The sequence below is a fragment of the Uliginosibacterium aquaticum genome, from assembly GCF_012972705.2.
Taxonomy (GTDB): domain Bacteria; phylum Pseudomonadota; class Gammaproteobacteria; order Burkholderiales; family Rhodocyclaceae; genus Uliginosibacterium; species Uliginosibacterium aquaticum.
In genome coordinates this window covers 1359529-1384477 of sequence record NZ_JABCSC020000001.1, presented here as the reverse complement: position 1 = coordinate 1384477, position 24949 = coordinate 1359529, and the positions used below count along the sequence as shown (strand labels likewise).

Sequence of the window (24949 nt, the reverse complement as noted above, 5' to 3'; positions counted from 1 at the left end):
TGAACCCTCAGTAAGTACGATCGTGCCAATAGCGGGCATGCGTCTGGCGGAAGGGATCGACTTCGATGCCGCCGGCGCGCAGGCGAAACAGCAGTGCGCCGTCAGCGTCCGAGCGATGGATGCTTGCTCCGGCTTGCACATAACGGGCCAGCACGTCTGGCGCAGGATGGCCGTAGCGATTGCGATAGCCGGCTGTGAAAACAGCATGGCGAGCGGCTGTCGCGCGGATAAATTCCGGCGTGGAGGAGCTGCGGCTGCCGTGATGCGGCACGATCAGGATCTCGCTGGCAAGTGCCTCTGCCTGCTCCTGCAGCAGACGGCTTTCAACAGCGGCCGGAATATCTCCGGTGAGTAAAACACTTCCCTGAGCGGACCTCACACGCAGCACGCAGGAGCGCTCATTGTCCTTGCCACTGAAGCCCTCGGCGGGGTGCAGGAATTCGAAATGCACGCCATCCCACTCCCATGCCTCGCCCTGCCGGCAGGCTTGATGCGGGCTGAAGAAGCCCAGCAAGGCATGGCCGGGCGCAAGGCTGCTGCGCCACTCCGCCGGCGACGCGGCTGCCAGCACGCTATCGGCGCCCCCCGAGTGATCCGCATCGTCATGCGACACCACCAGCAGATCCAGCTTGCGCGCCCCCACAGCGCGTAGCCAGGGCAGCACGATGCGCTCGCCGGCATCCACCTCGGGCCCGTACTGCGGCCCGGCGTCGAAAAGCACGTCATGCTGCGCGGTGCGCAAATGCACCGCCAGGCCCTGCCCCACGTCCAGCACGTTCACATCCAGCTCACCGGGCGCCGGACGCAAGGGTGCCCACAGAAGCAAGGGTGCAAAGCTCAACAACCCCACCGCACGCCCCGGCACTCCGCGCGGCAGCAAGGCCCATAAAGCAGCTAATGCGCAAACCGCCACCAGCCACAGCGGCGGCGCAGCCTGTTGCCACAAGGCCAGCGGGCTCGCCGCACACCAGGCCAGAAAAGCCAGCAGGCCCTCCAGTAGCCAGTGTGCGAACTCCGCCAGTGATGGCAGGGGCAGCACGGCAAAGCTGAGCGCCAGGGGCGTGATCAGCATGCTGATCAAGGGAATCGCTAGCGCATTGGTCAGCGGTGAGATCAGCGAAAACTGCTGGAACAAACCCAGCAGCAGGGGCAGGCTCAGCACGCTCACCGCCCACTGGGCACGCAGCCAGTCCGGAACGAGGCGTCGCCAGCTCGCACGCCCTGCCGCGCTCTGCTGGCACGCCACCAGCAACAAGGCGGCCACCGCTCCGAAAGAAAGCCAGAAACCGGCCGACAGCACGGCCCAGGGATCAATCAGCAACACCAGCAGCAGGGCCGCTGCCATCACCCGGCTGGCCCCCGCCGCACGCTTGCTCCACAGGGCCAATGCCGCTACTGCCAGCATGTAGAAGGTACGCTGGGCCGGCACGCCACAACCGGCCAGCAACACATAGGTGCCTGCAGCAAGCGCCGCCACCAGAATGGCCAGTTTCTGCGCCGGCAAACACAGCATCAGCCGCGGCGAACGCCGCCACAACCAGCTCGCCAGCCATCCAGCCAGCGCTCCGATCAGCGTAACATGCAACCCGGAAATGCTTACCGCATGGGTCAGACCTGTCATCCGGAACAGCTCCCACTGCGCAGACGGAATGCCGGCCTGATCACCCACCGCCAGCGCCACCAGCACACCGCGCCCGGCAGCGTCGGGCAGCGCTCGTTCAAAGCGGCTGCGGATCTGCTCACGCCAGCGATCCACACGGGCCATCAGGCCGCCTCCGCTGTCCTCGAGGCGCTGATTGCCCGGCCCGCTGCGCACATAACCGGTCGCGCCAATGCCTTGCTCGAACAGCCAGCCCTCGTAATCAAAGCCATGCGGGTTGAGACTGGCGTGAGGCTGGCGCAAGCGCAGCGTGAACTGCCAGGTTTCGCCTGCATGCACTGCTGGTGGCATCTGTCGCAGCTCGCCCTTTCCCTGCGCATACCAGCTCAGCATCAAGGTGGCAGGGACTCCAGCGGGAGCCTGCTGGGTTTCCAGGCGAAACCGCAGACCGCGCTCGAAAACCTGAGGCAAGCCCACGATGCGCCCGCGCAGCTGCAGGTCCTGCCCCTCCAGATGTTCGGCAAGTCGATCCGCCAGACGCAACTCGGCACGCCAGTTAGCGTAAGCAAACCCGAACAAGGCCATCGCCAGCCACAGGGTCGCCACGCGCAGGGGCTTGCGCGGCAGGACCATTGCCACGCCCACCAGTGCGGCGGCGCTACCCAAGCAGAACAGCCAGGGCTGCAGATTTGCCTGCAACTGGCAAGATGCGATTCCCAGGGCGAAGAACACGATCAAGAGACGCATGCTGGGGATTATTACCAGCCCCCGCCAGGCCTCCGGCTGAACTACCCGCATTGCCAGCGGTCAATCCCCCCATCGGCTCCACCATAATGACTCCATGCGCAAATTCATCCGCCATCGCCTGCCCCATCCCGACAGCCTGCGCGAACATCGCATCTTCGGTCTGCTCGGCAATACCCTGCTCCATCCCCGTCTGTGGCACCTGAACCGCCGCTCTGCGGCCGGCGGGATTGCCGTAGGCCTCTTCTGCGGAATGATTCCCGGCCCGCTGCAAATGCTGGGCGCTGGCATCCTGTGCGTGTTTTTCCGGGTGAACCTGCCGCTGGCGCTGGTCGGCACCTTCTTCTCCAATCCACTCACCATCGTGCCGCTGTATCTGGCGGCCTTCATGATCGGCCGCTTCGTGACCGGCAGTCATGCCCATTTCACGCACCCACCGGAGGTGGACTGGAACAGCCTCGCGGAAATGATGTCTGCCTGGGCGCAATGGATCATGCAACTGGGCGAGCCCCTGCTCGTCGGCCTGCCCTTGCTCGCCCTGCTGCTGGCGGCTGCAGGCTACTTCTCGGTGAAATACGGCTGGGAAATCTGGCTGCGCCACAGCTGGCATAAACGCTGCAAGACGCGCCGCTGCAGCTCCAAAGCGCAATTGGGTGCTGATTGACAATAATTAATAACAACTCTCATTCAATGACTATCCTGATGACATCCCCCATCCTAACGGAGATGCCATCTTGCACCGCCCGCTCTGCCGCCTTGCCCTTCTGCTGCTCGCCCTGAGCAGCCTTCCAGCCCATGCCGGACGCCCCCTGGGCACCGACGATGCCGCGACCGTTGGGGACAAGCAATGCCAGCTCGAAGCCTGGTATGAAAAAACGCAGGACACGCGCGGCTGGGTCGCTTCACCGGCTTGCGGGCTGGGTGAATTCGAGTTGGGGCTGGAAGCCTCGGAAACAAAACTGCCTGAGGCACAGAAGGAAAGCGCACAGAGCCTGGCCCTGAAGTGGGCGCCAGATGTGCTGAAATTCGGCCCTGTCGGCTTCGGGGCCAAGCTGTGGACTGGCCGCGCCCGCGTCTACCCGGCCGCCGAAGAAGCATGGGAAGGCTATCGTCCGGTCGAAAATGGCGCCCTGCTGCTGGCAAGCTGGGAGATCACGAACGGTCTCAACCTGCATGCCAACCTCGGCAGCGCGCGGGATCGCGTCGAACAACAGAACGCTCGCCTGGCCAACATCGCGCTGGCGTGGGACGCGCATGAGCGCGTGATGCTGTTTGCCGAAGCGCAGTACCAGCAACGCGCCGGAACGACCCAGGCTGGTGGCCTGCGCGTATGGGCCGTTCCGGACAAATTCGGCATCGATTTCACTGCTGCCCGGGTAGCTGGCGTGAAGGATTCCACGACCTTCAGCTTCGGCTTTGGCTGGTACGGCCTGTTCGGCGACTGAGCGACTCACAGCGAATAATCTGATTGGTAATCGGCTTGAGAAAGAGCTAGAAACAATTCTCATTCCCTGACTTTGGGCACGAGAAGAATGTATGGAGACGCTGCCCTAAGATTGCGCGTGAAGTCAGTGCAATCCCTTGGCTCTACCCGCTTTCGCGCCAGGGCTGTCGCGCCTGTCGGCCTTAAGCTCCGGCACAGCCCTGGCACTCCACGGCGGACAGCCCGGCCCGGGCAGCCTTCTTCATCAGGGAAGCGGTGATGAATAACGCCGCTCTCCCCCTTCCCGGTGACGAGTCTTTCCGGCGGGCCGTCGAGTGGGCGCCCACCGCCATGGTCATGGTGAATGAAGAAGGCCAGATAGTGCTGGCCAATGCCCAGGCCGAGCGGGTATTCGGCTACAGCCGCGACGAACTGCTGGGCCAGCCGATCGAAATGCTGGTGCCGGCGCGCTTTGCGGGCCAGCACCCGGGCTTTCGCCAGGCCTTCTCCAGCAATCCCCATCCACGCCCAATGGGCAGTGGCCGCGAGCTTTTCGCACGGCGCCACGATGGCAGCGAATTCCCGGTCGAGATCGGCCTTACTCCGATAGACGCCGGCAACGGTTTCATGGTGCTGGCGGCGATCGTCGACATTACCGAACGTAAACGCCTGGAAGAGCGTTTTCGCCGCGTCGTGGAATATGCGCCCAGCGCCATGGTGATGGTGGATCGCAAGGGTTGCATCGTTCTGGTGAATGCCCAGACCGAGCAGCTCTTCGGTTTTCCACGCAGCGCCGTGATCGGCCAGCCCATCGAGATGCTGGTCCCCGAGCGCCTGCGTGGCGAGCACGTGGGTTACCGCAACGGTTTTCTCAAGGAATCCCAGCCCCGCCCGATGGGCGTCGGCCGCGACCTCTTCGCGCGGCGGGCCGACGGCACGGAGTTTCCAGTTGAGATCGGCCTCAACCCGATCGAAACCGAAGAAGGGCGGATGGTTCTGGCTTCCATCGTGGACATCACCGAACGCCGCCGGGTACAGCAAACCCTGGAAAAGGCGCTGGAAGAAAAAACCGTGCTGCTCAACGAGGTACACCACCGCGTCAAGAACAACCTGCAAGTCATCGCCAGCCTGCTCAACCTGCAGGCCACCCACACCCAGGAACCACGACTGCGCGCCATTCTCAGCGAGAGCCAGAGCCGCGTACGGGCGATGGCGCTGACCCATCAGCTGCTCTATGAACGCAAGGATTACTCGCGCGTGGATCTGGGCGAATACCTTGAACGCCTCGCCCAATTGTTGCTCAGCAGCTACCGCGAAGAGAGTGCGCACATCAGCCTGCGCCGGGCCCTGCCCTCGGGGCCGCAATTTCTCGACCTCGACCGCGCCATTCCCTGCGGCCTGATCGTCAACGAACTGGTGACCAATGCCTTCAAACACGCCTTTCCGGAGGGGCGTTCCGGCGAAATCGGCCTCGAACTGCATCTGAACGCCAAGGAGCTGGAACTGATTGTGACCGACAACGGTGTCGGTTTTCCGCCCGACTTTGATCTGAACAGCATCCAGTCACTGGGGCTGCAACTGGTGCCCCTGCTGGTCGAACAGCTCAAGGGCCGCTGCAGCTTCGGGACCGGACCGGGGGCACGCTTCAGCCTACGCTTCCCTCTCGATCCGCTCGATTCCGTCATGGAGACTTCGCCATGAACAGCCAAACACCCATCAACCTGATGCTGGTCGAGGATGAACGCATCGTCGCCTTCGACCTCAAGAACCAGCTCCAGTCCTTCGGTTACCGGGTAGGCGCCATGGTCGGCAGCGGCGAGCAAGCGCTGGCCTGCATCGCCAAAATCGCCCCCGATCTGGTGTTGATGGACATCCACCTCGAAGGCGCCATGGATGGCGTAATGGCAGCCACCGAAATCCAGCAGCGCCATCAGATCCCGGTGATCTATCTAACAGCCTTTGCCGAGGACGACACGCTGCAGCGCGCACTGGCCAGCCGGCCCTTCGGCTATCTCGTCAAACCCTGGGATGTGCGCGAGCTACATGCCTCCATTCAGATGGCACTGGCCCGGCGTGAGGTGGAGCTCGCGGTGGAAAACAGCGAACTGCGCCTCAGGCTGGCACTGGATGCAGCCTCGCTGGGCGTCTTTGAATGGCTGCCGCAGAGCAACCGCCTGCATGGTGACGGCCATCTAGGCGCGCTCTTCGGCGATACCCGGATGCCACTCGACGAATCCTGGGAAGCCTTCACCGCCCGGGTGCACGATGACGATCGCGAACGGGTCACAGAAGCCTTGGGCCAGGCCCGCTGCTGCGGCGAAACTGTGCACATCGAATTCCGTACCCTGCGCACCAACGGTGGTCCGCATGTCCTGGAGGCCAACGTCAGGGCCTATTCCGGCCTCGGCAGCGAAGGCCGGGTAGTAGGCATCCTGCAGGATGTCACTCAGCGCCGCCAGTCGGAAGACAGTCTGCGTCGTTCCAGCGTTGTCTTTCATACCGCCGCCGAAGCCATCGTCATCGCCAGTACCGAGCGCCAAGTGGTCGCGGTCAACGCGGCCTTCACGCGCATCACCGGCTACAGCGAGGCCGAAGCGCTGGGTTTCGACACCGACCTGCTGCTCGGCGTGCAACGCGGCGGGCACGACAGTGCTGCCTTCTTCGCCACCCTGGCCGCCAGCCCGGACAGCTACTGGCAGGGTGAGGTGCTGTGTCAGCGGCGCAGCGGCGAGCGCTTCCCAGCCTGGCAAAGCCTGAGCGTGGTGCGCAACCCGCTCAATCAGATCAGCAACTTCGTCATTGCCTTCTCCGATGTCAGCGAAATCCATGTCGTCGAGGAGCGTCTCAATCATCTCGCTCACCATGACCCTCTGACCGGCCTGCCCAACCGCCTGCTCTTCGACGATCGCCTGGGTCAGGCAATCGAACTGGCTCGCCGTCAGAAACACTCCTGCCTGCTGCTGTTCCTGGATCTAGACAGTTTCAAGGTCGTCAACGACACCCTGGGCCACAGCGTCGGTGACGAATTGCTGCGTGTCATCGCCGGACGGTTGCGCGACACCCTGCGCGGCACCGACACCGTGGCCCGCCTCGGAGGCGACGAATTCGTGATTCTGGCCAGCGGTGCCAATGAAAAATACGCGGCAGAGCTGGCCCGCAAGATCCTCAACACGGTGCGCCTGCCGGTCAGCCTGAGCGGCCAGAAAATCACTGTCTCCGCCAGCATCGGTATCGCCGTATACCCCGCGAACGGCAACAACCAACACCTGCTCATGCGTGCGGCCGACATCGCGATGTACTCGGCCAAATCGGCAGGGCGCAACCGCTACTGTTTCTACTCACAGGAGATGGCGGCACACACCAACGAGCGCCTGCTGCTGGAACAGGGCCTGCGCTACGCCATCGAGGAAAAGCAGCTCAGCGTGCTCTACCAGCCCCAGGTCGAGCTGGCCAACGGGCAGATTTTCGGCGTTGAGGCCTTGTTGCGCTGGCAGCACCCGGAACTGGGCATGGTGCCGCCGGATCGCTTCATTCCCATCGCGGAGGAAAGCGGCGTGATTGACAGCCTCGGGCGCTGGGTCCTGGAGCGCGCCTGTCGTGATATCGCGGGGCTCAGGAATGCAGCGGGCGAGCAGTTACGCCTGGCCGTCAACGTATCGGCACGCGAGTTTCGCCGCGAAGACTTCATCCAGACCCTGAGCGAGACCCTGGCCCAGACGGGTTTCCCCGCCGGGGCGCTGGAGATCGAGATCACCGAGAGTACGCTGCAGGTCATCGAGCGCAGCATCGAGATTCTCGGCGCGCTCAAACGCCTGGGTATTGCCGTCAGCATTGATGACTTCGGCACCGGCTACTCGTCGCTGAGCATCCTGCGCGACTTGCCAATCGACCGCATCAAGATCGACCGCTCCTTCATCACCCACCTGCCGGAAAAGAAGGATGGCGTTGCCATCGTCAAGGCCATGGTGGCACTCGCCGGCTCGCTGCATATGGCAATCATTGCCGAAGGCATCGAAAGCCCTGAACAGGCCGCCATTCTCCGGCAACTCGGCTGCGACGGCGGCCAGGGCTATCTGTTCAGTCGCCCGGTGGCACATCCGGCACTGACTCTGCTGCTCGCCGACACCCCCGACCCACATTGAGCCGGGCGCGCGCCATCAGCCCTCCAGCACTCCGTCACGCAGGTTCAATACCCTGCCAGCACGCCTGGCCAGTTCCGGATCGTGGGTCACGATCACCAGGGCGGTGCCCAAACGTTCGTTCAGGTCCAGCATCAGGTCGAAGACCGTCGCGGCGGTCTGCCGATCGAGGTTGCCAGTGGGTTCATCGGCCAGCAGCACGCGCGGCTCGGTGACCAGCGCACGGGCAATCGCGGCACGCTGGCGCTCCCCCCCAGAGAGTTCTCCCGGCGTATGCGTGAGGCGGTGACCGAGGCCGACGGACTCCAGCATCTTCGCCGCCCGGCCATGCGCCACCGGCATGGGTAGGCCACGAATCACCAGCGGCATGGCCACGTTCTCCAGCGCAGTGAATTCCGGCAGCAGGTGGTGAAACTGGTACACGAAGCCCATCGCCTGATTGCGCATGCGGCCACGCTCGGCCTCGTTCATCGAGGTCAGCGGACGGCCCAGCAGCTCCACCGAGCCGGCGCTGGGGGTATCCAGCCCGCCCAGGAGATGCAGCAGCGTGCTCTTGCCCGAACCCGAGGCGCCGATGATGGACAGGGTTTCACCCTTGCCCACGGTGAGGCTCACGCCACTCAGCACATGCACGGCCGCATCACCACTGCCATAAGCCTTGGACAGGCCACGGGCCTGTAACACACATTCGTTCATCGCAACTTCACTCATAGCGCAGCGCCTCCGCCGGATTGATGCGCGAAGCTCGCCAGCTCGGATAGAGCGTGGCCACCACGGTCAGCACGAAGGCCACCCCGAGCACGCCGACCACGTCACCCCACAGCAATTGCGAGGGCAGATCCGAGATGTAGTACACGTCCTTGGCGAGGAACTGCATGTGGAAGGTGCGTTCGATCCACGGCACGATGGTGCTGATGTTCTTCGCGAGCAACACACCGCCAAGGGTGCCGACCCCCAGACCGATCAGGCCCATGGTGGCGCCCTGGATCACGAAGATCGTCATCACCTCGGCCGGGCTGGCGCCCAGGGTGCGCAAAATCGCAATATCGGCCTTCTTGTCCTGCACTGCCATGACCAGCGCGGAAACGATGTTGAAAGCGGCCACCGCCACGATCAGCGACAGGATGATGAACATCACCGTTTTTTCCATCTGCACGGCACGGAAGAAATTCGCATGGCTCTGGGTCCAGTCGCTCACGAAGGCATCCTGCGGCAGTTGCCCGCCCAGCTCGCTCGCCACCTGACGCGCCTTGAACAGATCGGCCAGGCGCAGGCGTACGCCGCTCACCGCGTCACCCATCTGGTAGAGCGTCTGCGCATCCTTCATGTGGATCAGGGCCAGACCCGAGTCGTACTCATACATGCCGGCCTCGAACACGCCCACCACGCGGAACTGCTTCACGCGCGGCAGCACGGCGGCCGGCGTCACCAGCCCCTGTGGAGCGATCAGGGTCACCTTGTCGCCCTGCCGTACCCCCAGCGCAAGCGACAACTCACGCCCCAGAATCACGCCGAACTCGCCTGGCTTCAGGTCGCCCAGCTCGCCCGAGCGCATGAAGCGGGCGAAGTCGGCCACGGTGTCCTCCAGTGCCGGATCGATGCCACGAATCACGCTACCGCGCACGGCCTGATCCATCGAGAACATCGCCTGCTGCTGCACAAAGGGCGCGGCCGCGAGTACATCCTTGCGCTCAAGCGCCTTGGCACTGTAGGCGCGCCAGTTCTGCAGACTGCCATCGAAGGACAGGATCTGCGCATGCGCCGCTACGCCGAGAATGCGGTTGCGCAGCTCTTCCTGAAAGCCGTTCATGACCGATAGCACCACGATCAGGGCCATCACGCCCAGCGCAATGCCTGCCATCGAGGCAAAGGAAATGAAGGAAATGAAGCCGCCGCCCGAGGCATTGCGACGCTTGGCGCGCACATAGCGCAGCCCGACAAGGAGAGGAAATTTCATGGCGCGGCAATGCTACACTGCCCCGGCCTCTGGCGCACCCCGCGCCCTTTTTTGCGCCTTTCTTTAGCGCCCTATTCGGCCTTGAAAATCCTGTGAGTTTTCATCCCAGCATGGGCACCCGCCCCAAGCACAGCGAGCCCATCCGCGTCACGCTTGTTCTGCCCGGCCTCGTCTGGCCCGGCAGCGGCATCACGGCCTCCCTCCAGCAACTTGATCTGCCTGCGCTGGCCACCCTGCTCGGGCGCGGCGACACCCGCGAGCAGGCGGCGGAGCCCTGGTCACAGTGGCTTCCTGCTCAGTTCGGCGCCAGCGAACTGCCCTGGGCAGCGTTGCGTCTGGCTGGCGAAGACACGCAGCCCACGACCGCCGCAACGCACGTCTTGTGCGCCGACCCGGTCTCGCTCAGCTTCGCCTCCGACGCCCTGCTCCTGCGCGGCCCGCGCGAACTGGCCTTGCCGCCGGACGAAGTCAGCGCCCTGATCACCGCCCTGAACACCGAGTTTGGCGACATGGGCCAATGGCTTGCCACCAGCCCGGAGCGCTTCTACCTACTGGCCAAAGAGCCTATCCACGCCCGCTTCCACCCGCTGGCCGAAGTGCTGGGCCGGCCGGTGGCCTTCTTCCCTCCGGAAGGCGAGGACGCCCGGCGCTGGAACCGGTTGGCCAACGAAATCCAGGTCACCCTGCATAATCACCCGGTGAGCCAGGCCCGCAGCGAACGCGGCCAGCTCGCGCCGAATGCCCTGTGGTTCTGGGGGGAGACTCCCCTCGCCCCGGAGGGGAGAGGGGCCGGGGGAGAGGGGCTGCAAGCGCCCACCACCCACCTGTGCAGCCCGGACCCACTGCTGCGCGGCCTCGCCCGCCGGGCCGGTTGCCAGCTCATCGACAGCCCCGCGCGCCTCATCGCCGGCCTGCCCGGCCACAGCTGGCTGCACGACGGCCGCTTGCAGGAAGCCGCGCAGATGGGCGACTTCAACGCCTGGCTGGGTGGCCTGCAGGCCCTCGACAAGGAACTGCTGCAGCCACTGCTCGCGGCCTGGCAGGCCGGGCGCGTTCACAACATTACGCTGCACGCGCCATCCGACAAACGCCTGCTCAGCGCACGGCTGCCGCGCCACGCCCGCTGGGCCTTCTGGCGCAAGCCGCTGAGCACTGCCGCAGTAGCCAGACAGCTGCAGGCCCCTACCGAGAATCGCCCCGCATGACCCGCCTGATCCAGCGCCAAGCCGATTCACGCACCGCCCGGCAGTTGCAGGACGCCGGCCTGCACCCGCTGCTGGCCCGCCTCTACGCCGCACGCGGTATCCACTCTGCCAGCGAACTCAAGACCGAGCTCGCGGGCCTGCTGCCACCCGAAGGCCTCAAGGGCGTTGCCGACGCAGCCCGCCTGCTCGCCGACGCGATCGAAGCGCAGGCGCGCATGGTGATCGTGGCGGACTACGACTGCGACGGCGCCACCGCCTGCGCGGTCGGCATCCGGGCGCTGCGCCTGCTGGGCGCGCGTGACGTGCATTACTTCGTGCCGGACCGCGTGGTGCACGGCTACGGCCTCTCGCCCAGCGTCGTCGCCGATGTAGCGCGCCTCGAAGCAGACATCCTGATCACCGTGGACAACGGCATCGCCAGCGTGGATGGCGTTGCCGCGGCTCAGGCCCTGGGCATGACCGTGCTGGTCACCGACCACCACCTGCCCGGCGACACCCTGCCCGGCGCAGAAGTGATCGTGAATCCGAACCAGCCCGGCTGCACATTCGAGAGCAAGAATCTGGCGGGCGTGGGCGTGATGTTCTACACCGCGCTGGCCCTGCGCGCCGAACTGCGTACGCGCGGCATCTACAACGAGGCTAACCCGGCGCCCAACCTCGCCAGCCTGCTGGATCTGGTGGCGCTCGGCACGGTAGCCGACGTCGTCAAGCTCGACCCCAACAACCGCCTGCTGGTGCGCCAGGGCATCGCCCGCATGCGCTCGGATCGCATGTGCGCCGGCATCCGCGCGCTCTTCGCCGTGGCCGGGCGCAACCCGGCGCGCGCCACGCCCTTTGACATGGGCTTTGCACTGGGCCCGCGCCTGAATGCCGCCGGGCGCTTGTCCGACATGAGCCTCGGCATCGAATGCCTGATCACCGACGACTATGCCCGCGCCTTCACCATCGCTCAGGAATTGCAGAATCTGAACGTCGAGCGGCGCGAGATCGAGGCCGAGATGCGCGACGCCGCGCTTGCCACGCTGGATGCCACGCGCATCGACGAAGGACCGGCCATCGCGCTGTTTGAACCCGAATGGCATCAGGGCGTGATCGGCATCGTCGCCGGCCGCATCAAGGATCAGGCTCACCGCCCGACCATTGCCTTCGCCCGCGCCAGCGAGCGCGACGATGATGGCGGCGAGATCAAGGGTTCGGGCCGCAGCATCCCGGCCCTGCACCTACGCGATGCGCTGGATCTGATCACCAAGCGCCATCCGGACCTGATCCTGAAATTCGGCGGCCACGCGATGGCGGCCGGCCTGACGATCCGCGAGCGCGATTTCGCGCGCTTCCGCCAGATCTTTGCCGACACCGTAGCCGAGCTGGTGCCACCCAACGAGCTGCAGCGCACGCTGGAGACCGACGGCGCACTGGAGACCGGCTACATGAGTCTGGAAACCGCGCGCCTGCTCGATGACGAAATCTGGGGTCAGGGCTTCGCAGCGCCGCTCTTCGAGGATGTGTTCGAGGTCAGGCGCCAGCGCCTGATGAAGGATCGTCACCTCAAGCTTGAACTGGCCAAGCCCGGCGCCGTGTTCGAAGCCGTGCGCTTTAACTGTGCCGAGAACGTGCCCGCCCGCATCCGCGCCGCCTACCGCCTCTCCAGTAACGAATGGCAGGGCGTGCAGAGCCTGCAGCTGATGCTGGAATATTTCGAGCCAGCGTGACCCTCGATCTGTTCGCAGGCCGCGTTATGACGATAAAGTAGTTGCCATTCACTTAAGCAGTCTCTCTGAAGCGTGATGATCAGCTACCGCCAGGCATCCATTGCAGACATTCCTTCCATTTGCGCACTGGGCAACGAGGTCAACGAGATCCACCACCGCGTCTGGCCACAGATCTTTGCCCCCGCAGGCGAAGCAGCGCGCGACCAAGCCTTCTGGGCAAAGGGGATCGGCGCGCCGGAGGCCGAGACATTCGTCGCAGAGCGCGATGACCAGGTCATCGGCTTTGTCTCCGTCAGCCTGTTCCAGGAGTCCGGCTCACTCATGCAGCCCATGTGCTACGGACGCATCGGCTCGGTCAGCGTAGCCAGTGAACATCGTGGCAAGGGGGTTGGCCGCGCACTGATGGCACGCGCGGAAGAATGGGCAGCAAAGCATGGCGCCATCGATATGCGCCTGCACGCATGGGCCTTCAATGAGCGGGCGATCGCGCTGTACGAAGAACTGGGTTATGCAATACGCTCGCATTTCCTCGGAAAGCCGTTGTGATCCAGACTTTCATCCTCACCCTGAAACCTAACTCCCGATGAGCATCTACGCCCTCAAGCCGAAGTTCCAGAACCTGCTGCGCCCGCTCACCCGCGCCCTCTTCAATGCCGGCGTCACGGCCAATCAGGTCACGCTGGCCGCCTGCGTGATCTCAGTGGCGCTGGGCCTGTGGTTGTTCATCGACCCGCGCCCGACGCTGTTCGGCCTGATCCCGCTGTGGATGTTCCTGCGCATGGCTTTTAATGCCATCGATGGCATGCTGGCGCGCGAGTTCGGCCAAAAGTCGAAACTCGGCGCCTATCTCAACGAGCTCACCGACGTGATCTCGGACGCCTGCCTCTACCTGCCCTTCGCCGCCCTGCTGCATTTCCCGGCGCTGTGGGTAGGCGTATTCATCGCGCTCTCGATCGTGGTCGAGATGAGTGGAGTGATCGGCCTCATGGTGGGCGCCTCACGCCGCTATGACGGCCCCTTTGGCAAGAGCGACCGGGCCTTCGTGATCGGCGCGCTGGCACTGGCCGTCTGGCTAGGGTTGCCGGTGCAGGGCTGGCAGGCGCTGGTCTTCCCAGTCATGAGCCTGCTGTGCGCGCTGACCATCGTACAGCGCGTGCGCAGGGGGCTGGCTGAAGCCAGCGCAGAATGAAAAACGGCCCGACACTGTCGGGCCGTCAGATTCAAACCTGCTGGCTCAGAATTTGAAGCTTGCGCCGAAAGCCGGGCCGCTGAAGCTCAGGTTCTGCACCAGCTTGTCGGATGGCTGATCGTAGGCGATGTGACGATAGGCAAAGTTGGCGCTGCCCCACTTGAAGCGGTAGCCCAGCCCCAACATGGCCTGCCAGGATTGCGCATCCGGCCCCACGCCGAAATCCAGGTAATAAGGCACATGCCAGTTGCTTGCGCCGAGTTGGACATCGCCGCGCACGCCGAAAATGGCATTCCACAGATCGACACGCTCGGAAATGCTGCCATTGGCCGGGAAACTGGTCGTGCCTGCTGGGCCGCTGACCGAAGCATTCAGCGCCCAGTCTGCCGTTGCCTTGAGGCCAAAGTAGCGCACACCACCCAGCACTTCGAAAGTATCGGCCCTGTTGCGCGCCACAACCTTGCTGCCGGCCAGTGTCCATTCGAGCCCCTTGAATGTCGTATTGCTGCCGGCATCCAGGCTGCTCGAATAGCGGTTGCGGGCGCCGTCGGCATTGAAGTCGATGCTCTTCACCTGGCTCTTCTCGCCGGCAAAACTCAGATAGACCACATCGGAAATGATGGACCAGTCACCCTTGCGGGCCTCGCCATTGAGCATCACCAGCATCTGCAGATTGCTGAGCCAGTCGTTCGGGCCGACCTCACTCTCCGGTGCACCGCCACCTGCCGGCGGCGAGAAGCGGAACGTGCTGTTGATGGTCGGCAGCCACAGGTAAGGCTGCACGGCATACTGCCACTCCTCTGCCTGGGCTGCACCACTCATGCCGCCGGCAAGACAAAGAACTGAAACAGCTGTCAGACGCCGCAAGGCCGATGTACACATGTCGTCATCCTTTTCACGAGAAAACCAGTTCGATCATCGGGCGAGCTCCAGCGCTGCGCAAGCCGGCATTGCGGGCACGCAAGCCCCTGGATTACGCCCCTGTACCGACGAGAAAATGGTGAGACAGAAAATCCACTCAGGACGAGTGGGTATTGCGGAAAACCACTAGAAATTTATTCCGCATAGAATGACTCTCAGCCCTATCAGGTTTTCTCACTCCCTACGGAGCACACATGAGTCGTCAGGTCATTGAAAGCAGCTTCACCACCAGCGACGGATCCTCGCTCTTTTATCGTCACTGGCCCGCACAGAGCGCCACACCACGTGGCGTGATCGTGCTGTTCCACCGCGGGCATGAGCATTCGGGCCGCATGGCCCATGTCGTGGATGAACTGCAGCTGCCGGACTTTGCCTTCTATGCCTGGGATGCCCGTGGCCATGGCCGCAACGCAGGCCCGCGCGGCTTCTCGCCGAGCTTCGGCCGTTCGGTTCGTGATGTGGATGAGTTCGTGCGCTTTGCCGCGGCACAGCACGGCCTGCCGCTATCAGATGTCGGCGTCATTGCGCAGAGTGTGGGCGCCGTCACGGTCAGCGCCTGGGTGCATGATCACGCGCCGCAGATCCGCTGCATGTCGCTCGCCTCACCGGCATTCAAGGTCAAGCTCTATGTCCCCTTCGCGCGCGCCGGCCTCGCGCTGATGCACAAGCTGTTCGGCAACTTCTACGTCAATTCCTATGTCAAGGCACATTACCTGACGCACGATCCGGCGCGCATCAGCTCCTTCAACTCCGACCCGCTGATCACCCGGCCGATTTCGGTCAACATCCTGCTCGCGCTCTACGAAGCGGCCGAGCGCGTCGTGCAGGATGCCGGCGCGATCCAGGTGCCGACTCAGCTACTGATCTCCGGCGCAGACTGGGTGGTTCATCACGCCCCCCAGCACGAATTCTTCGAACGCCTGGGCAGCCCAGTGAAAGAGAAACACGTCCTTGAGGGCTTCTATCACGACACGCTCGGCGAAGTGGATCGCCACCTAGCCATCGCCAAGCTACGCAGCTTCCTGCTTGAGCGCTTCGAGGCCGAAGCACTCAAGCCGCAACTGCTCGATGCCCACCAGCGCGGCTACAGCTTTGACGAATACACCCAACTCGCGCGGCCACTGCCCCTGCTGAGTCCGAAGCGCTGGGCCTTTGCGCTCTCGCGCCTGTCGATGAGCAGCATCGGCCGCCTCTCCTCCGGCGTGCGCCTGGGCTTTGCCACCGGCTTCGATTCGGGCAGCACGCTGGACTACGTTTATCGCAATGAAGCACGCGGCCAGGGCCTGGTTGGGCGCCTGATCGACCGCAACTATCTGGACGCAATCGGCTGGCGCGGCATCCGCCAGCGCAAACTGCACGTCGAGCAACTGCTACAGCTAGCCATCTCGAAGCTGCGCGCAGAAGGCCGCCCGGTACAGGTGCTGGACATCGCCGCCGGCCACGGACGCTACATCCTCGAAGGCATCGAAAAGCTGACCCAGAAGCCGGATGGCATCCTGCTGCGCGACTTTTCCGAGTTGAACGTCGAGAAGGGCAACAAGCTCATCGTCGAGAAGGGCTTGCAGGCCATTGCCCGCTTCGTGCAGGGCGATGCCTTCAACCGCGCTTCGCTCGCCGCCGTATCGCCCCGCCCCACGATCGGCGTGGTCTCGGGCCTCTACGAACTCTTCCCGGACAACGCACTGCTGCGCGAATCACTTGCCGGTATGGCGGATGCCGTAGAGCCCGGTGGCTACCTGATCTACACCGGCCAGCCCTGGCACCCGCAGCTGGAGTTCATTGCCCGCGTGCTGTCCAGCCATCGCGATGGTAAGCCCTGGGTGATGCGCCGCCGCGTACAGGCCGAGATGGATCAGCTTGTAGAGGCCGCCGGCTTCACCAAGCTGCACACGCTGGCCGATGAGTGGGGGATCTTCACGGTGTCGATTGCGCGGCGCAATCTGGCCTAGGTTCGGCTTCAGCCGCACACCCAACCCGCAGGGCCGACAGAAGTCGGCCTTGCGGTTCATCCCTAAGCCCCCTGCGCAAGACTCAAAATGTCTGAAAACCTCGTCATAAAACCCAGACGCCCCTGGCCTCAGGCCCTTGCCTGGGGTGTCTTTCTCGGCGTGCTGTTCTTTGGCAGCTACAGCGCAGCCAATCACTTCACCGCCCAGCGCAGCGACGTAGGTCTCTACGTCTTCGGCTGGGAGCACCACATCCCCTTCATTGCCTGGACCATCCTGCCCTACTGGAGCATCGATTTTCTGTACGGCATTGCGTTGTTTGCCGCACGCAGCCGCGACGAACTTTTTCGTCTGGCCAAACGCCTGCTGGCTGCGCAAGTCCTCTGCATTACCGGCTTCCTGCTATGGCCGCTGCATTTCTCGTTCAGCCGCCCTGAAACCCATGGTTGGGCCGGTGTAATGTTCGATGCACTCACCGGCTTCGACCTGCCCTACAACCAGGCGCCTTCACTGCATATCTGCCTGCTCGTCGTGCTGTGGCGCTTCTATGCCGACCTCTCAGGACATCGCCCGATCCGCTGGCTGCTCCACTTCTGGTTCGCACTGATTGGCGTGTCGGTTCTCACCACCTGGCAGCACCATTTCATTGATGTACTGACCGGGTTCTGGGCCGGTGCGCTGTGCCTGCTGCTGGTGCCGGACAGCGACGCACCATGGCGTTGGCGCGGGCTGGAAGCAAAGCGCTCACGCCTTGCGCTGTACTACGGGGCCGGTGCGCTGACAGCCGCCGGCCTGGGCGCCCTGCTCTTCCCCGCCGCCCTCGCCTGGCTGCTCTACTGGACGGCTGCGGCCCTTGCCGGTGTCGCTGCGATCTATCTGTTTGGCGAAGGCGCTCACTTCGGCAAGCAGGGCACGCGCATGCCCTGGCGCAGCTGGATGTTCTTCGCCCCTTACCTGCTGGGCGCGCGACTCAATGTATGGCTATGGACACGCAAACTGCCGGCCGGAGCTGAAGTCGTCGATGGCGTCTTCCTCGGCCGCCAGCCGGACGCCGCCACACTCACCCGCTACGGCATCGATCAGATCATCGACCTCGCCGCCGAGCTGCCACTGCCCGCACCAGGATCGGCTGCACACAGCCTCCCGCTGCTTGACCTCCTGCCGCCCAGCGGCACGCAGCTGACCTCGGCAGCCGACGCCATTGAACATGCTCGCCAGCAGCGGCAGCGCGTGTGGGTCTGCTGTGCGCTGGGTTTCTCGCGCAGTGCCGCCAGCGTGGCGGCCTGGCTGGTGCGCCATCGCGCGCACACGCCGGAAGAGGCAGTGATGGCAATCCGGCATGCACGACCCCATGTGCGCCTGCAGGCGCAGAGCATTGCGGCAGGCCTCTCGTCTGCAACGCGTCCTTGATCACATAACAGCCCGACACGCATGACTCCGGACCGCACTCTCGCCACCCTCAGCGCCGCCTTTCTGCGCAGCACCCAGCCGCTGCAAGTCTTCGGCGGCATCCTGTGTGCAGTCGCGGCTGGCGGCCTGCTGCTCGCAACACGGCAGGCTGCAGCACCTGCACTGTGGCTGTTCGGCGCGACCCTGTTGCTGGGTCTGGCACTGGCCTGGTACGCCTTGCGCATCCGTTTCGACGCAGCCGCCTTCGAGCTGATCGCCACGCATGAGCAGGAGGCCAGGGCCCTGCCGGATTTCGACGCCGCGCTGAGCCAGCTGGGCTTGCGCCAGGGCACGGATGTCCGCGATCTGGCCCAGCGCGCAGCGGCCACGCGGAAACTGGTCGTACGACTGGCTGCGGTAGTATGCGCACAACTCATTCTCGTGCTGGCCGCCAGCGGCTTCCTGTATGTGGCTTGATCGTTTCGCCGGACTTTTCCTGATCGCGCTGGCCCGCCTGCTTACCGGCGCCTATGCCAATTGGCTGGGCTGTAGACCCGAAGCGCAACAGCGCCTGTACTTCGCCAATCATTCCAGCCATCTTGATTTCCTGCTGCTGTGGGCGATGCTGCCACCGGCCATCCGCTACCGCACGAGGCCGGTGGCCGGCGCCGACTACTGGGGCGCCTCCGCACTGCGGCGCTACCTGATCCATCGCGTATTCCGCGGCGTGCTGGTGGAACGCAAACCCAAGCCCGGCGTGAGCCCGCTGGCGCCGCTGCAGGCAGCGCTGGATGCAGGCGACTCACTGATCTTTTTCCCCGAGGGCACCCGCTCGCTCGATGGCGAGATGCAGGCCTTCAAGGGCGGCCTGTATCACCTGGCGCGTGACAATCCACAGGTCGAGCTGGTGCCGGTGCGCATGGAGAATCTGAATCGCGTAATGCCCAAGGGCAATCTGCTGCCAGTGCCGCTGGTGTGCGTGCTGAGTTTCGGTACGCCGCTGGCACTAGGTGCGGAAGAGGCCAAGGCGGATTTTCTCTTGCGGGCGCGCGAAGCCGTGCTGGCGATGATGCCGCAACATTGATCCGGGGGCAGGAGCGGCCAGAGGCCGCTCCTGCATGAACCTTCACGGCCGATGGCCGCTCTCACCAAAACCAATCATGAGCCTGACCACTTCCCTGCAAAGCATACCTAACCAGGTTCCCGAAGCCGCGCGCGAAGCCACCCTGCATCTGTTCATGGGCATCGGTGCGGTGCTGCTCCTCGCCAGCCTCATCGGCTGGCTACTGCGCTGGAAGCTGGGTCGCGACAACGGCGTGGTTGCCAATTTGGTGGCACGCACCAATGCCTGGTGGGTGATGGTGGCCGTGATCGGCATCGCGCTGCTCGGCGGGCAGACCGGGGTGGTCGTGCTCTTCGGGCTGATTTCCTTCTTCGCCCTACGCGAGTTCATCACCCTCACGAACACCCGGCGCGGCGACCACTACGCGCTGCTGGCCTGCTTCTTCGTGTTCCTGCCGCTGCAGTATGTGTTTGTGTGGCAGAACTGGTACGGCATGTTCTCGATCCTGATCCCGGTTTATGCCTTCCTGCTGATGCCTTGCCTGGCCTGCCTCGGGCAGGACACCACGAACTTCCTCGCGCGTGCGACCCAGACCCAATGGGGACTGATGATCTGCGTGTATGCGATCTCGCATGTGCCGGCCCTGCTCGCGCTGAACATCGCCGGTTACGAGGAACGCAACCTGTTGCTGGTGGTGTTCCTGATCATCGTCGTGCAGTCCTCCGACGTGCTGCAGTACGTGTGGGGCAAGCTCTTCGGCCGGCGCAAGATCGCGCCGAACCTCTCGCCCTCCAAGACCATCGCCGGCTTCCTCGGCGGGCTGGGCAGCGCCACGGCACTGGGCGCCGCGCTGTTCTGGATCACCCCCTTCACGCCCTGGCAGGCTGCCGGCATGGCGCTGGCGATCACGCTGATGGGCTTCTTCGGCGGGCTGGTGATGAGCGCCATCAAGCGCGACCGCGGCGTGAAAGACTGGGGGCACATGATCGAAGGCCACGGCGGGATGCTCGACCGGCTGGACTCTGTGTGCTTCTCCGCGCCGGTCTTCTTCCATCTGGTGCGCTACTTTTTCACATAGTCACTCCTCAGGCCTGAAGGCATTCCTGCCGTTAAGGCAGGAATGGAGCGCTTCGCAAGATTTTCCGCCGACACCCTGACCCTGGCCGAGCTGATGGCCGCGCTGAGCCATGCGCTGGACATCACCGAAGGCCAACCGCGCGGCCATTGCGTGCGCGTGTGCTGGATCGGCATGCACATCGGCCATGCGCTGCGGCTGGACAATGCCCAGCTGCGCTCGCTCTACTACACTCTGCTGCTCAAGGACCTGGGCTGCAGCAGCAACGCGGCACGGATCTGCGCGCTCTACCTCACCGACGATCTCGCCTTCAAGCGCGACTTCAAGCTGGCGGGCACCCGCAGCACCCAGATCATCGGCTTCGTGCTGCGCCACACCGGCCTCCACGCCTCCCTCAGCGAGCGCTTCCGCTCCCTCTTTCATCTGTTTCAGAACGGCGAGGAAATCGGCCGCGAGCTATTCGAAACCCGCTGTCAGCGTGGTGCCGAAATCGCCCGCAAGCTGCGCTTCGATGAAACCGTGGCCGACGGCATCCTGCACCTCGATGAGCACTGGAACGGCGGCGGCAAGCCGCTAGGCATCGCCGGTCCTGCGATCTCGCTGCTGGCTCGCATCGCCTTGCTGGCCCAGGTCGCCGACGTGTTCTTCACGGCCAACGGACCCGCGGCCGCGCAGCAGGAGGTGCGCACGCGCAGCGGCAGCTGGTTCGATCCGCAACTTGTGCAGGCTTTCGAGTCCGTCGCCCAGTCGCCTGAGTTCTGGCAGACACTGGCATCGGAAACCATCGACCAGGCCGTGTTTGCGCTGGAGCCGGCAAGGGATTCGGTCGTGCTCGATGACGACTATCTCGACGACATCGCCGCCGGCTTCGGTCAGGTAGTCGACTCGAAGAGCCCCTACACCGCCGGCCACAGCGAGCGCGTAGCGCTCTACACCGACATGCTTGCCGAGCGGATGGGGCTCACACCCGAGCGCCGCCGCTGGCTCAAACGCGCCGCCCTGCTGCATGATCTGGGCAAGCTGGGCGTCTCCAACAGCGTGCTCGACAAGCCCGGCAAGCTCGATGAAGCCGAATGGCGCGCAGTGCAGATGCACGCTGCCTACACCGAGCAGATCCTCAGCCGCATCGGCGCCTTCCGCGAACTGGCCAGCGTGGCCGGCGCCCACCATGAGCGGCTCGATGGCAAGGGCTATCCGCATGGCCTCACGGCGGAGCGGATCACGCTGGAGACCCGCATCATCACCACCGCCGACATCTTCGACGCAATCACCGCCGAACGCCCGTATCGCGGCGCCATTCCGATCGACAAGACCCTCGAGATGATGGCCGAGAGCGTCGGCACGGCGCTCGATCCGGACTGCTTTGCCGCCCTGCGCAGCGCTCACCCGCACCGCCTCGTAAACACAGCGAAGACCGGCTTGGCGGCTACTCAGCCCGCAAAGTGGCGGAAATACCAGCCGTAAAAACCCAGCCAGCCTGCCGCCCACAGCCCCATCCGCCCTCCTTGCGACAGGCGCGGCAAAGCCCGGCAGATCAGCCGCACCATTCCGGCCACGACCAGAAAACGCAGCAGACGCGCCGCAATGCTGATCGCAAAGAAAAGCAGTGGATTGAGCGCCAGTGCGCCAGCCATCGCTGCATAGATCTTGTAAGGCGTGCCGGTGAGCGGGCCGATGAAGAGCGCGAGGAGCCCGTCTTCACGCAACTGCCGCGTCACCTCTTCGCACATCGCGAGATCAATGGCCGGAATTTCGCGCAGCACACCCAGCGCAGTCATCGGCGAAAAACGGCCCCAAAAATACATCAGCACCCCACCGAGCAAGGCGCCGGCCAGCGCCCACACGCACGCATGCACCACCCGACGCATCGGCTGCTTGAGGGCCAGGCCGGAGAGCAACACATCCGGCACGATGAAAAACAGCGTGGCCTCCGCCAATCCCCAGGCAAAGGCCGCCAAGCTGACTCGCTCAGGCTGCAGGCGCACGCCGGCCTCCCAGATTGATCACCGCGACCGCGCCCAGAATCAGCAATACGGCCAAGGCTTCAGCCCAGCCGGGTTGCTCACCGAGAAACAGCGCGCCGGATGTCACACCCACCAGCGGCGTCAGCAACGAGGAAAGCGAGGACACCGCCACTGGCACCATCAACACCAACCGATTCCAGGCCCAGTAACACAGCATGAAAGTCACCAGCGCGCTGAAAGCCAGCGCAGCCAGTGCCCCCGCACCGGGTAGCTGTGGCGGAATGCCATCCACCCAGACCGCTGCCGGCAGCATCGGCAGGCTGCCCAAGAGCAGTTGCCAGCCGGTCAGCGGCATGGTTTCGAGCGGCAGGGCCCAACGCTTCATCAGCACCATGCCGCACGCCCAGCACAGCGCCGCACTCACCATCAGGATCGCCCCCAGCGGCGCCTGCATCAGCTCCAGCACATCCTGCCCCATCAACACCGCCACGCCGGCCCCGCCCAGCAGCAAGGCCACGCAGCGCCGAGGATCGAGGCGCTCGTTCAGCAGCCAGACAGAGAGCGGTACGCACCACAGCGGCATGGTGTAGGCCAGCAGCGCCGCCCGGCCCGAGGGCAGGTAGAGCACACCATAGGTAGACAGCACGTTCCAGCTCAGCACGTTGAAAAAGGCCAGCATGCCCAGCTTGGGCCAATGCGCACGCGCCACCGCCACCGAAGCACCACTGGCGCGGACCAGCAGCAAGGTCAGCATGCCGGCCGCGAAAGCCGACACGCCACGGAAAGACAGCGGCGGAATTTCGGCCAGGGCGTACTTGATCACGGTCCAGGAAAAACCCCAGCCGAAGATGCAGATCAGCAGCATCAACCAGGCATTGCGGGAAAGCCGGATAGGCGAAGACATGCAGGAGCGGAGACGGAAAGGCGGCCAGGGCAGCGGGAAGCCGACCTTACCGGAATTCCGGCATGCCCGGCAGGCGGCCTCTGTATAATCCGCGCCTTGATTGAAAGCCGCACGCCATGACCGAACTCCAGCAAGAACTCGCCCGCCGCCGCACTTTTGCGATCATTTCCCACCCTGACGCGGGTAAAACCACGCTGACCGAAAAACTGCTGTGGTTCGGCGGCGCGATCCAGGTCGCCGGCGAAGTGCGCGCCCGCAAGGCCGCCCGCCATGCCACCTCCGACTGGATGGAGCTCGAAAAGCAGCGCGGCATCTCGGTCACCTCCTCGGTGATGCAGTTCCCGTATCGCGATGCGATCATCAACCTGCTCGACACCCCGGGCCACGAAGACTTCTCGGAAGACACCTACCGCACGCTCACCGCCGTGGACTCGGCCGTGATGGTGATCGACTCGGTGAACGGTGTGGAATCGCAGACCATCAAGCTGCTCAACGTGTGCCGCCTGCGCGACACCCCGATCCTCACCTTCATCAACAAGCTCGACCGCGAAGGCCGTGAGCCGATCGAGCTGCTCGATGAAATCGAATCCGTGCTGGGCATGCAGTGCGCGCCGATGACCTGGCCGATCGGCATGGGCAAGCGCTTCCGCGGCGTGTATCACCTCTATAACGACAGCATCGCCTTCTTCGACCCGCATGCCGAAAAAGGCACCTCCGAAATCATCCAGGGCCTGGACAACCCGCGTCTGGACGAAGTGATCGGCGATCAGGCCGACGAGTTGCGCATTGAAGTGGAACTGGTGCGTGGCGCCTCCCACACTTTCGATCGCGAAGCCTACTTGGCCGGCAAACAGACGCCGGTCTTCTTCGGCTCCGGCGTCAACAACTTCGGCGTGCAATCGGTGCTGGACGCTATTGTCGATCTTTCGCCGCGCCCGCTCGCCCGTGCCACCGAACACCGCGTCGTGGCGCCGGACGAAGCCAAGTTCTCGGGCTTCGTGTTCAAGATCCAGGCCAACATGGACCCCAAGCACCGCGACCGCATCGCCTTCCTGCGCGTCTGCTCGGGCCGCTTCGAGCGCGGCATGAAGATCAAGCAGGTCTCGCAAGGCAAGAGCATGGCGATCAACAACGCCATCACCTTCATGGCGCAGGATCGCAACACCACCGACGTGGCCTATTCGGGTGACATCATCGGCATCCCCAACCACGGCACGATCCGCCTCGGCGACACCTTCACCGAGGGGGAAGACCTCAAATTCACCGGCATCCCCTCCTTCGCGCCGGATCTCTTCCGCCGCGCCCAGATCAAGAATCCGCTGAAGATGAAGCAGTTGCAGAAAGGCCTGCAGCAACTCGCCGAAGAAGGCCAGACCCAGCTCTTCAAGCCGCTCGCCTCCAACGACCTGATCCTGGGCGCGGTCGGCATGCTGCAGTTCGAGGTAGTGGCGCACCGTCTGGAACACGAATACGGCGTGGAGTGCGTGTTCGAAGGCTGCAACTGGGCCACCGCCCGCTGGCTGCGCGGCAAGGACGACGACATCAAGGCCCTGCTCGACAAGGCGCCGGCCAACATGGCGCTAGATGGTGCGGGCGACTATGTGTATCTGGCGCCGAACCGCGTCAACCTGCAGATGGCACAGGAGCGACACCCGAATGTGAAGTTCCTGGAAACCCGCGAAATCTATTGATCTCTGCAGGAGCGATCGCTGGCCGCTCCT

At 64.2% G+C, this 24949-nt stretch carries 21 protein-coding genes; 15 read left to right on the top strand and 6 right to left on the bottom strand.

All coding sequences use genetic code 11. The features are described from left to right. Positions 1–7 precede the first annotated feature (7 nt). Complete coding sequence (locus tag HJ583_RS06155) at positions 8–2347, bottom strand: DNA internalization-related competence protein ComEC/Rec2 (protein WP_170021076.1); 2340 nt, start codon at positions 2345–2347, stop codon at positions 8–10. Positions 2348–2441: 94 nt separating this feature from the next. Between HJ583_RS06155 and HJ583_RS06150 the strand changes: the two genes are divergently transcribed. The 4 genes from HJ583_RS06150 (at position 2442) to HJ583_RS06135 (ending at position 7909) form a co-directional block, all read left to right on the top strand. Then, on the top strand, positions 2442–3008 hold the full coding sequence (locus HJ583_RS06150) for a DUF2062 domain-containing protein (protein ID WP_170021075.1): 567 nt from the start codon (positions 2442–2444) through the stop codon (positions 3006–3008). Positions 3009–3078: 70 nt separating this feature from the next. After that, the gene (locus HJ583_RS06145) at positions 3079–3789 is read left to right on the top strand and encodes a hypothetical protein (protein WP_170021074.1); all 711 of its coding nucleotides are present in this window, start codon (positions 3079–3081) and stop codon (positions 3787–3789) included. Positions 3790–4046: 257 nt separating this feature from the next. Next, a complete protein-coding gene (locus HJ583_RS06140) occupies positions 4047–5468 on the top strand; it encodes a sensor histidine kinase (protein WP_170021073.1) in 1422 nt (473 codons plus the stop codon). Beyond that, positions 5465–7909, top strand: coding sequence for a two-component system response regulator (locus HJ583_RS06135; protein ID WP_170021072.1), 2445 nt, complete (start codon positions 5465–5467; stop codon positions 7907–7909). The genes HJ583_RS06140 and HJ583_RS06135 overlap by 4 nt, the downstream gene beginning before the upstream one ends. Positions 7910–7924: 15 nt before the next feature. Here the strand turns inward: HJ583_RS06135 and lolD are convergent, their stop codons facing one another. Together lolD and HJ583_RS06125 are read right to left on the bottom strand one after the other, a co-directional pair. Beyond that, on the bottom strand, positions 7925–8617 hold the full coding sequence (gene lolD, locus HJ583_RS06130; RefSeq protein WP_217423274.1) for a lipoprotein-releasing ABC transporter ATP-binding protein LolD: 693 nt from the start codon (positions 8615–8617) through the stop codon (positions 7925–7927). Then, positions 8610–9863, bottom strand: a complete 1254-nt coding sequence (locus tag HJ583_RS06125) for a lipoprotein-releasing ABC transporter permease subunit (RefSeq protein WP_170021071.1) — start codon at positions 9861–9863, stop codon at positions 8610–8612. The genes lolD and HJ583_RS06125 overlap by 8 nt, the downstream gene beginning before the upstream one ends. A gap of 92 nt (positions 9864–9955) precedes the next feature. Here HJ583_RS06125 and HJ583_RS06120 point away from each other — a divergent pair, with 92 nt between their 5' ends. From HJ583_RS06120 to HJ583_RS06105, 4 genes are all read left to right on the top strand, one after another. Continuing rightward, on the top strand, positions 9956–11068 hold the full coding sequence (locus HJ583_RS06120; RefSeq protein ID WP_170021070.1) for a hypothetical protein: 1113 nt from the start codon (positions 9956–9958) through the stop codon (positions 11066–11068). Further along, positions 11065–12777 (top strand): single-stranded-DNA-specific exonuclease RecJ, encoded by a 1713-nt coding sequence (recJ, locus tag HJ583_RS06115; protein WP_170021069.1) that lies wholly within the window; start codon positions 11065–11067, stop codon positions 12775–12777. Before HJ583_RS06120 ends, recJ begins: the two co-directional genes overlap by 4 nt. Before the next feature lie 75 nt (positions 12778–12852). Beyond that, on the top strand, positions 12853–13323 hold the full coding sequence (locus HJ583_RS06110; RefSeq protein WP_170021068.1) for a GNAT family N-acetyltransferase: 471 nt from the start codon (positions 12853–12855) through the stop codon (positions 13321–13323). Positions 13324–13360: 37 nt separating this feature from the next. Continuing rightward, positions 13361–13966: a CDP-alcohol phosphatidyltransferase family protein gene (locus HJ583_RS06105; protein WP_170021067.1), complete on the top strand. Its 606-nt coding sequence runs from the start codon at positions 13361–13363 to the stop codon at positions 13964–13966. 45 nt (positions 13967–14011) lie between these two features. Here HJ583_RS06105 and HJ583_RS06100 read toward each other — a convergent pair whose 3' ends face one another. Next, positions 14012–14788, bottom strand: a complete 777-nt coding sequence (locus HJ583_RS06100; RefSeq protein ID WP_170021066.1) for a hypothetical protein — start codon at positions 14786–14788, stop codon at positions 14012–14014. Positions 14789–15081: 293 nt separating this feature from the next. Here HJ583_RS06100 and HJ583_RS06095 point away from each other — a divergent pair, with 293 nt between their 5' ends. The 6 genes from HJ583_RS06095 to HJ583_RS06070 all read left to right on the top strand — a co-directional run bounded on the left by HJ583_RS06095 (position 15082) and on the right by HJ583_RS06070 (position 21824). Further along, positions 15082–16836: a bifunctional alpha/beta hydrolase/class I SAM-dependent methyltransferase gene (locus HJ583_RS06095; RefSeq protein ID WP_170021065.1), complete on the top strand. Its 1755-nt coding sequence runs from the start codon at positions 15082–15084 to the stop codon at positions 16834–16836. Between the two features lie 87 nt (positions 16837–16923). Continuing rightward, positions 16924–18243, top strand: a complete 1320-nt coding sequence (locus HJ583_RS06090; RefSeq protein ID WP_170021064.1) for a phosphatase PAP2/dual specificity phosphatase family protein — start codon at positions 16924–16926, stop codon at positions 18241–18243. A 21-nt stretch (positions 18244–18264) separates the two neighbouring features. Beyond that, on the top strand, positions 18265–18699 hold the full coding sequence (locus tag HJ583_RS06085; RefSeq protein WP_170021063.1) for a hypothetical protein: 435 nt from the start codon (positions 18265–18267) through the stop codon (positions 18697–18699). Beyond that, entirely contained in the window at positions 18689–19306 is a 618-nt protein-coding gene (locus HJ583_RS06080) for a lysophospholipid acyltransferase family protein (RefSeq protein ID WP_170021062.1), read from the top strand. Before HJ583_RS06085 ends, HJ583_RS06080 begins: the two co-directional genes overlap by 11 nt. Positions 19307–19382: 76 nt before the next feature. Continuing rightward, on the top strand, positions 19383–20363 hold the full coding sequence (locus tag HJ583_RS06075) for a phosphatidate cytidylyltransferase (protein WP_170021061.1): 981 nt from the start codon (positions 19383–19385) through the stop codon (positions 20361–20363). A gap of 42 nt (positions 20364–20405) precedes the next feature. Beyond that, positions 20406–21824, top strand: coding sequence for an HD-GYP domain-containing protein (locus HJ583_RS06070; protein ID WP_170021060.1), 1419 nt, complete (start codon positions 20406–20408; stop codon positions 21822–21824). On the opposite strand, the gene HJ583_RS06065 is transcribed toward HJ583_RS06070, so the two are convergent. Next, the gene (locus tag HJ583_RS06065) at positions 21791–22345 is read right to left on the bottom strand and encodes a YqaA family protein (RefSeq protein ID WP_170021059.1); all 555 of its coding nucleotides are present in this window, start codon (positions 22343–22345) and stop codon (positions 21791–21793) included. The two genes, HJ583_RS06070 and HJ583_RS06065, sit on opposite strands and share 34 nt — an antisense overlap. After that, on the bottom strand, positions 22329–23228 hold the full coding sequence (locus HJ583_RS06060) for a DMT family transporter (protein WP_170021058.1): 900 nt from the start codon (positions 23226–23228) through the stop codon (positions 22329–22331). Before HJ583_RS06060 ends, HJ583_RS06065 begins: the two co-directional genes overlap by 17 nt. A 116-nt stretch (positions 23229–23344) precedes the next feature. Here HJ583_RS06060 and HJ583_RS06055 point away from each other — a divergent pair, with 116 nt between their 5' ends. Beyond that, on the top strand, positions 23345–24919 hold the full coding sequence (locus tag HJ583_RS06055; protein WP_170021057.1) for a peptide chain release factor 3: 1575 nt from the start codon (positions 23345–23347) through the stop codon (positions 24917–24919). Positions 24920–24949 lie beyond the last annotated feature (30 nt).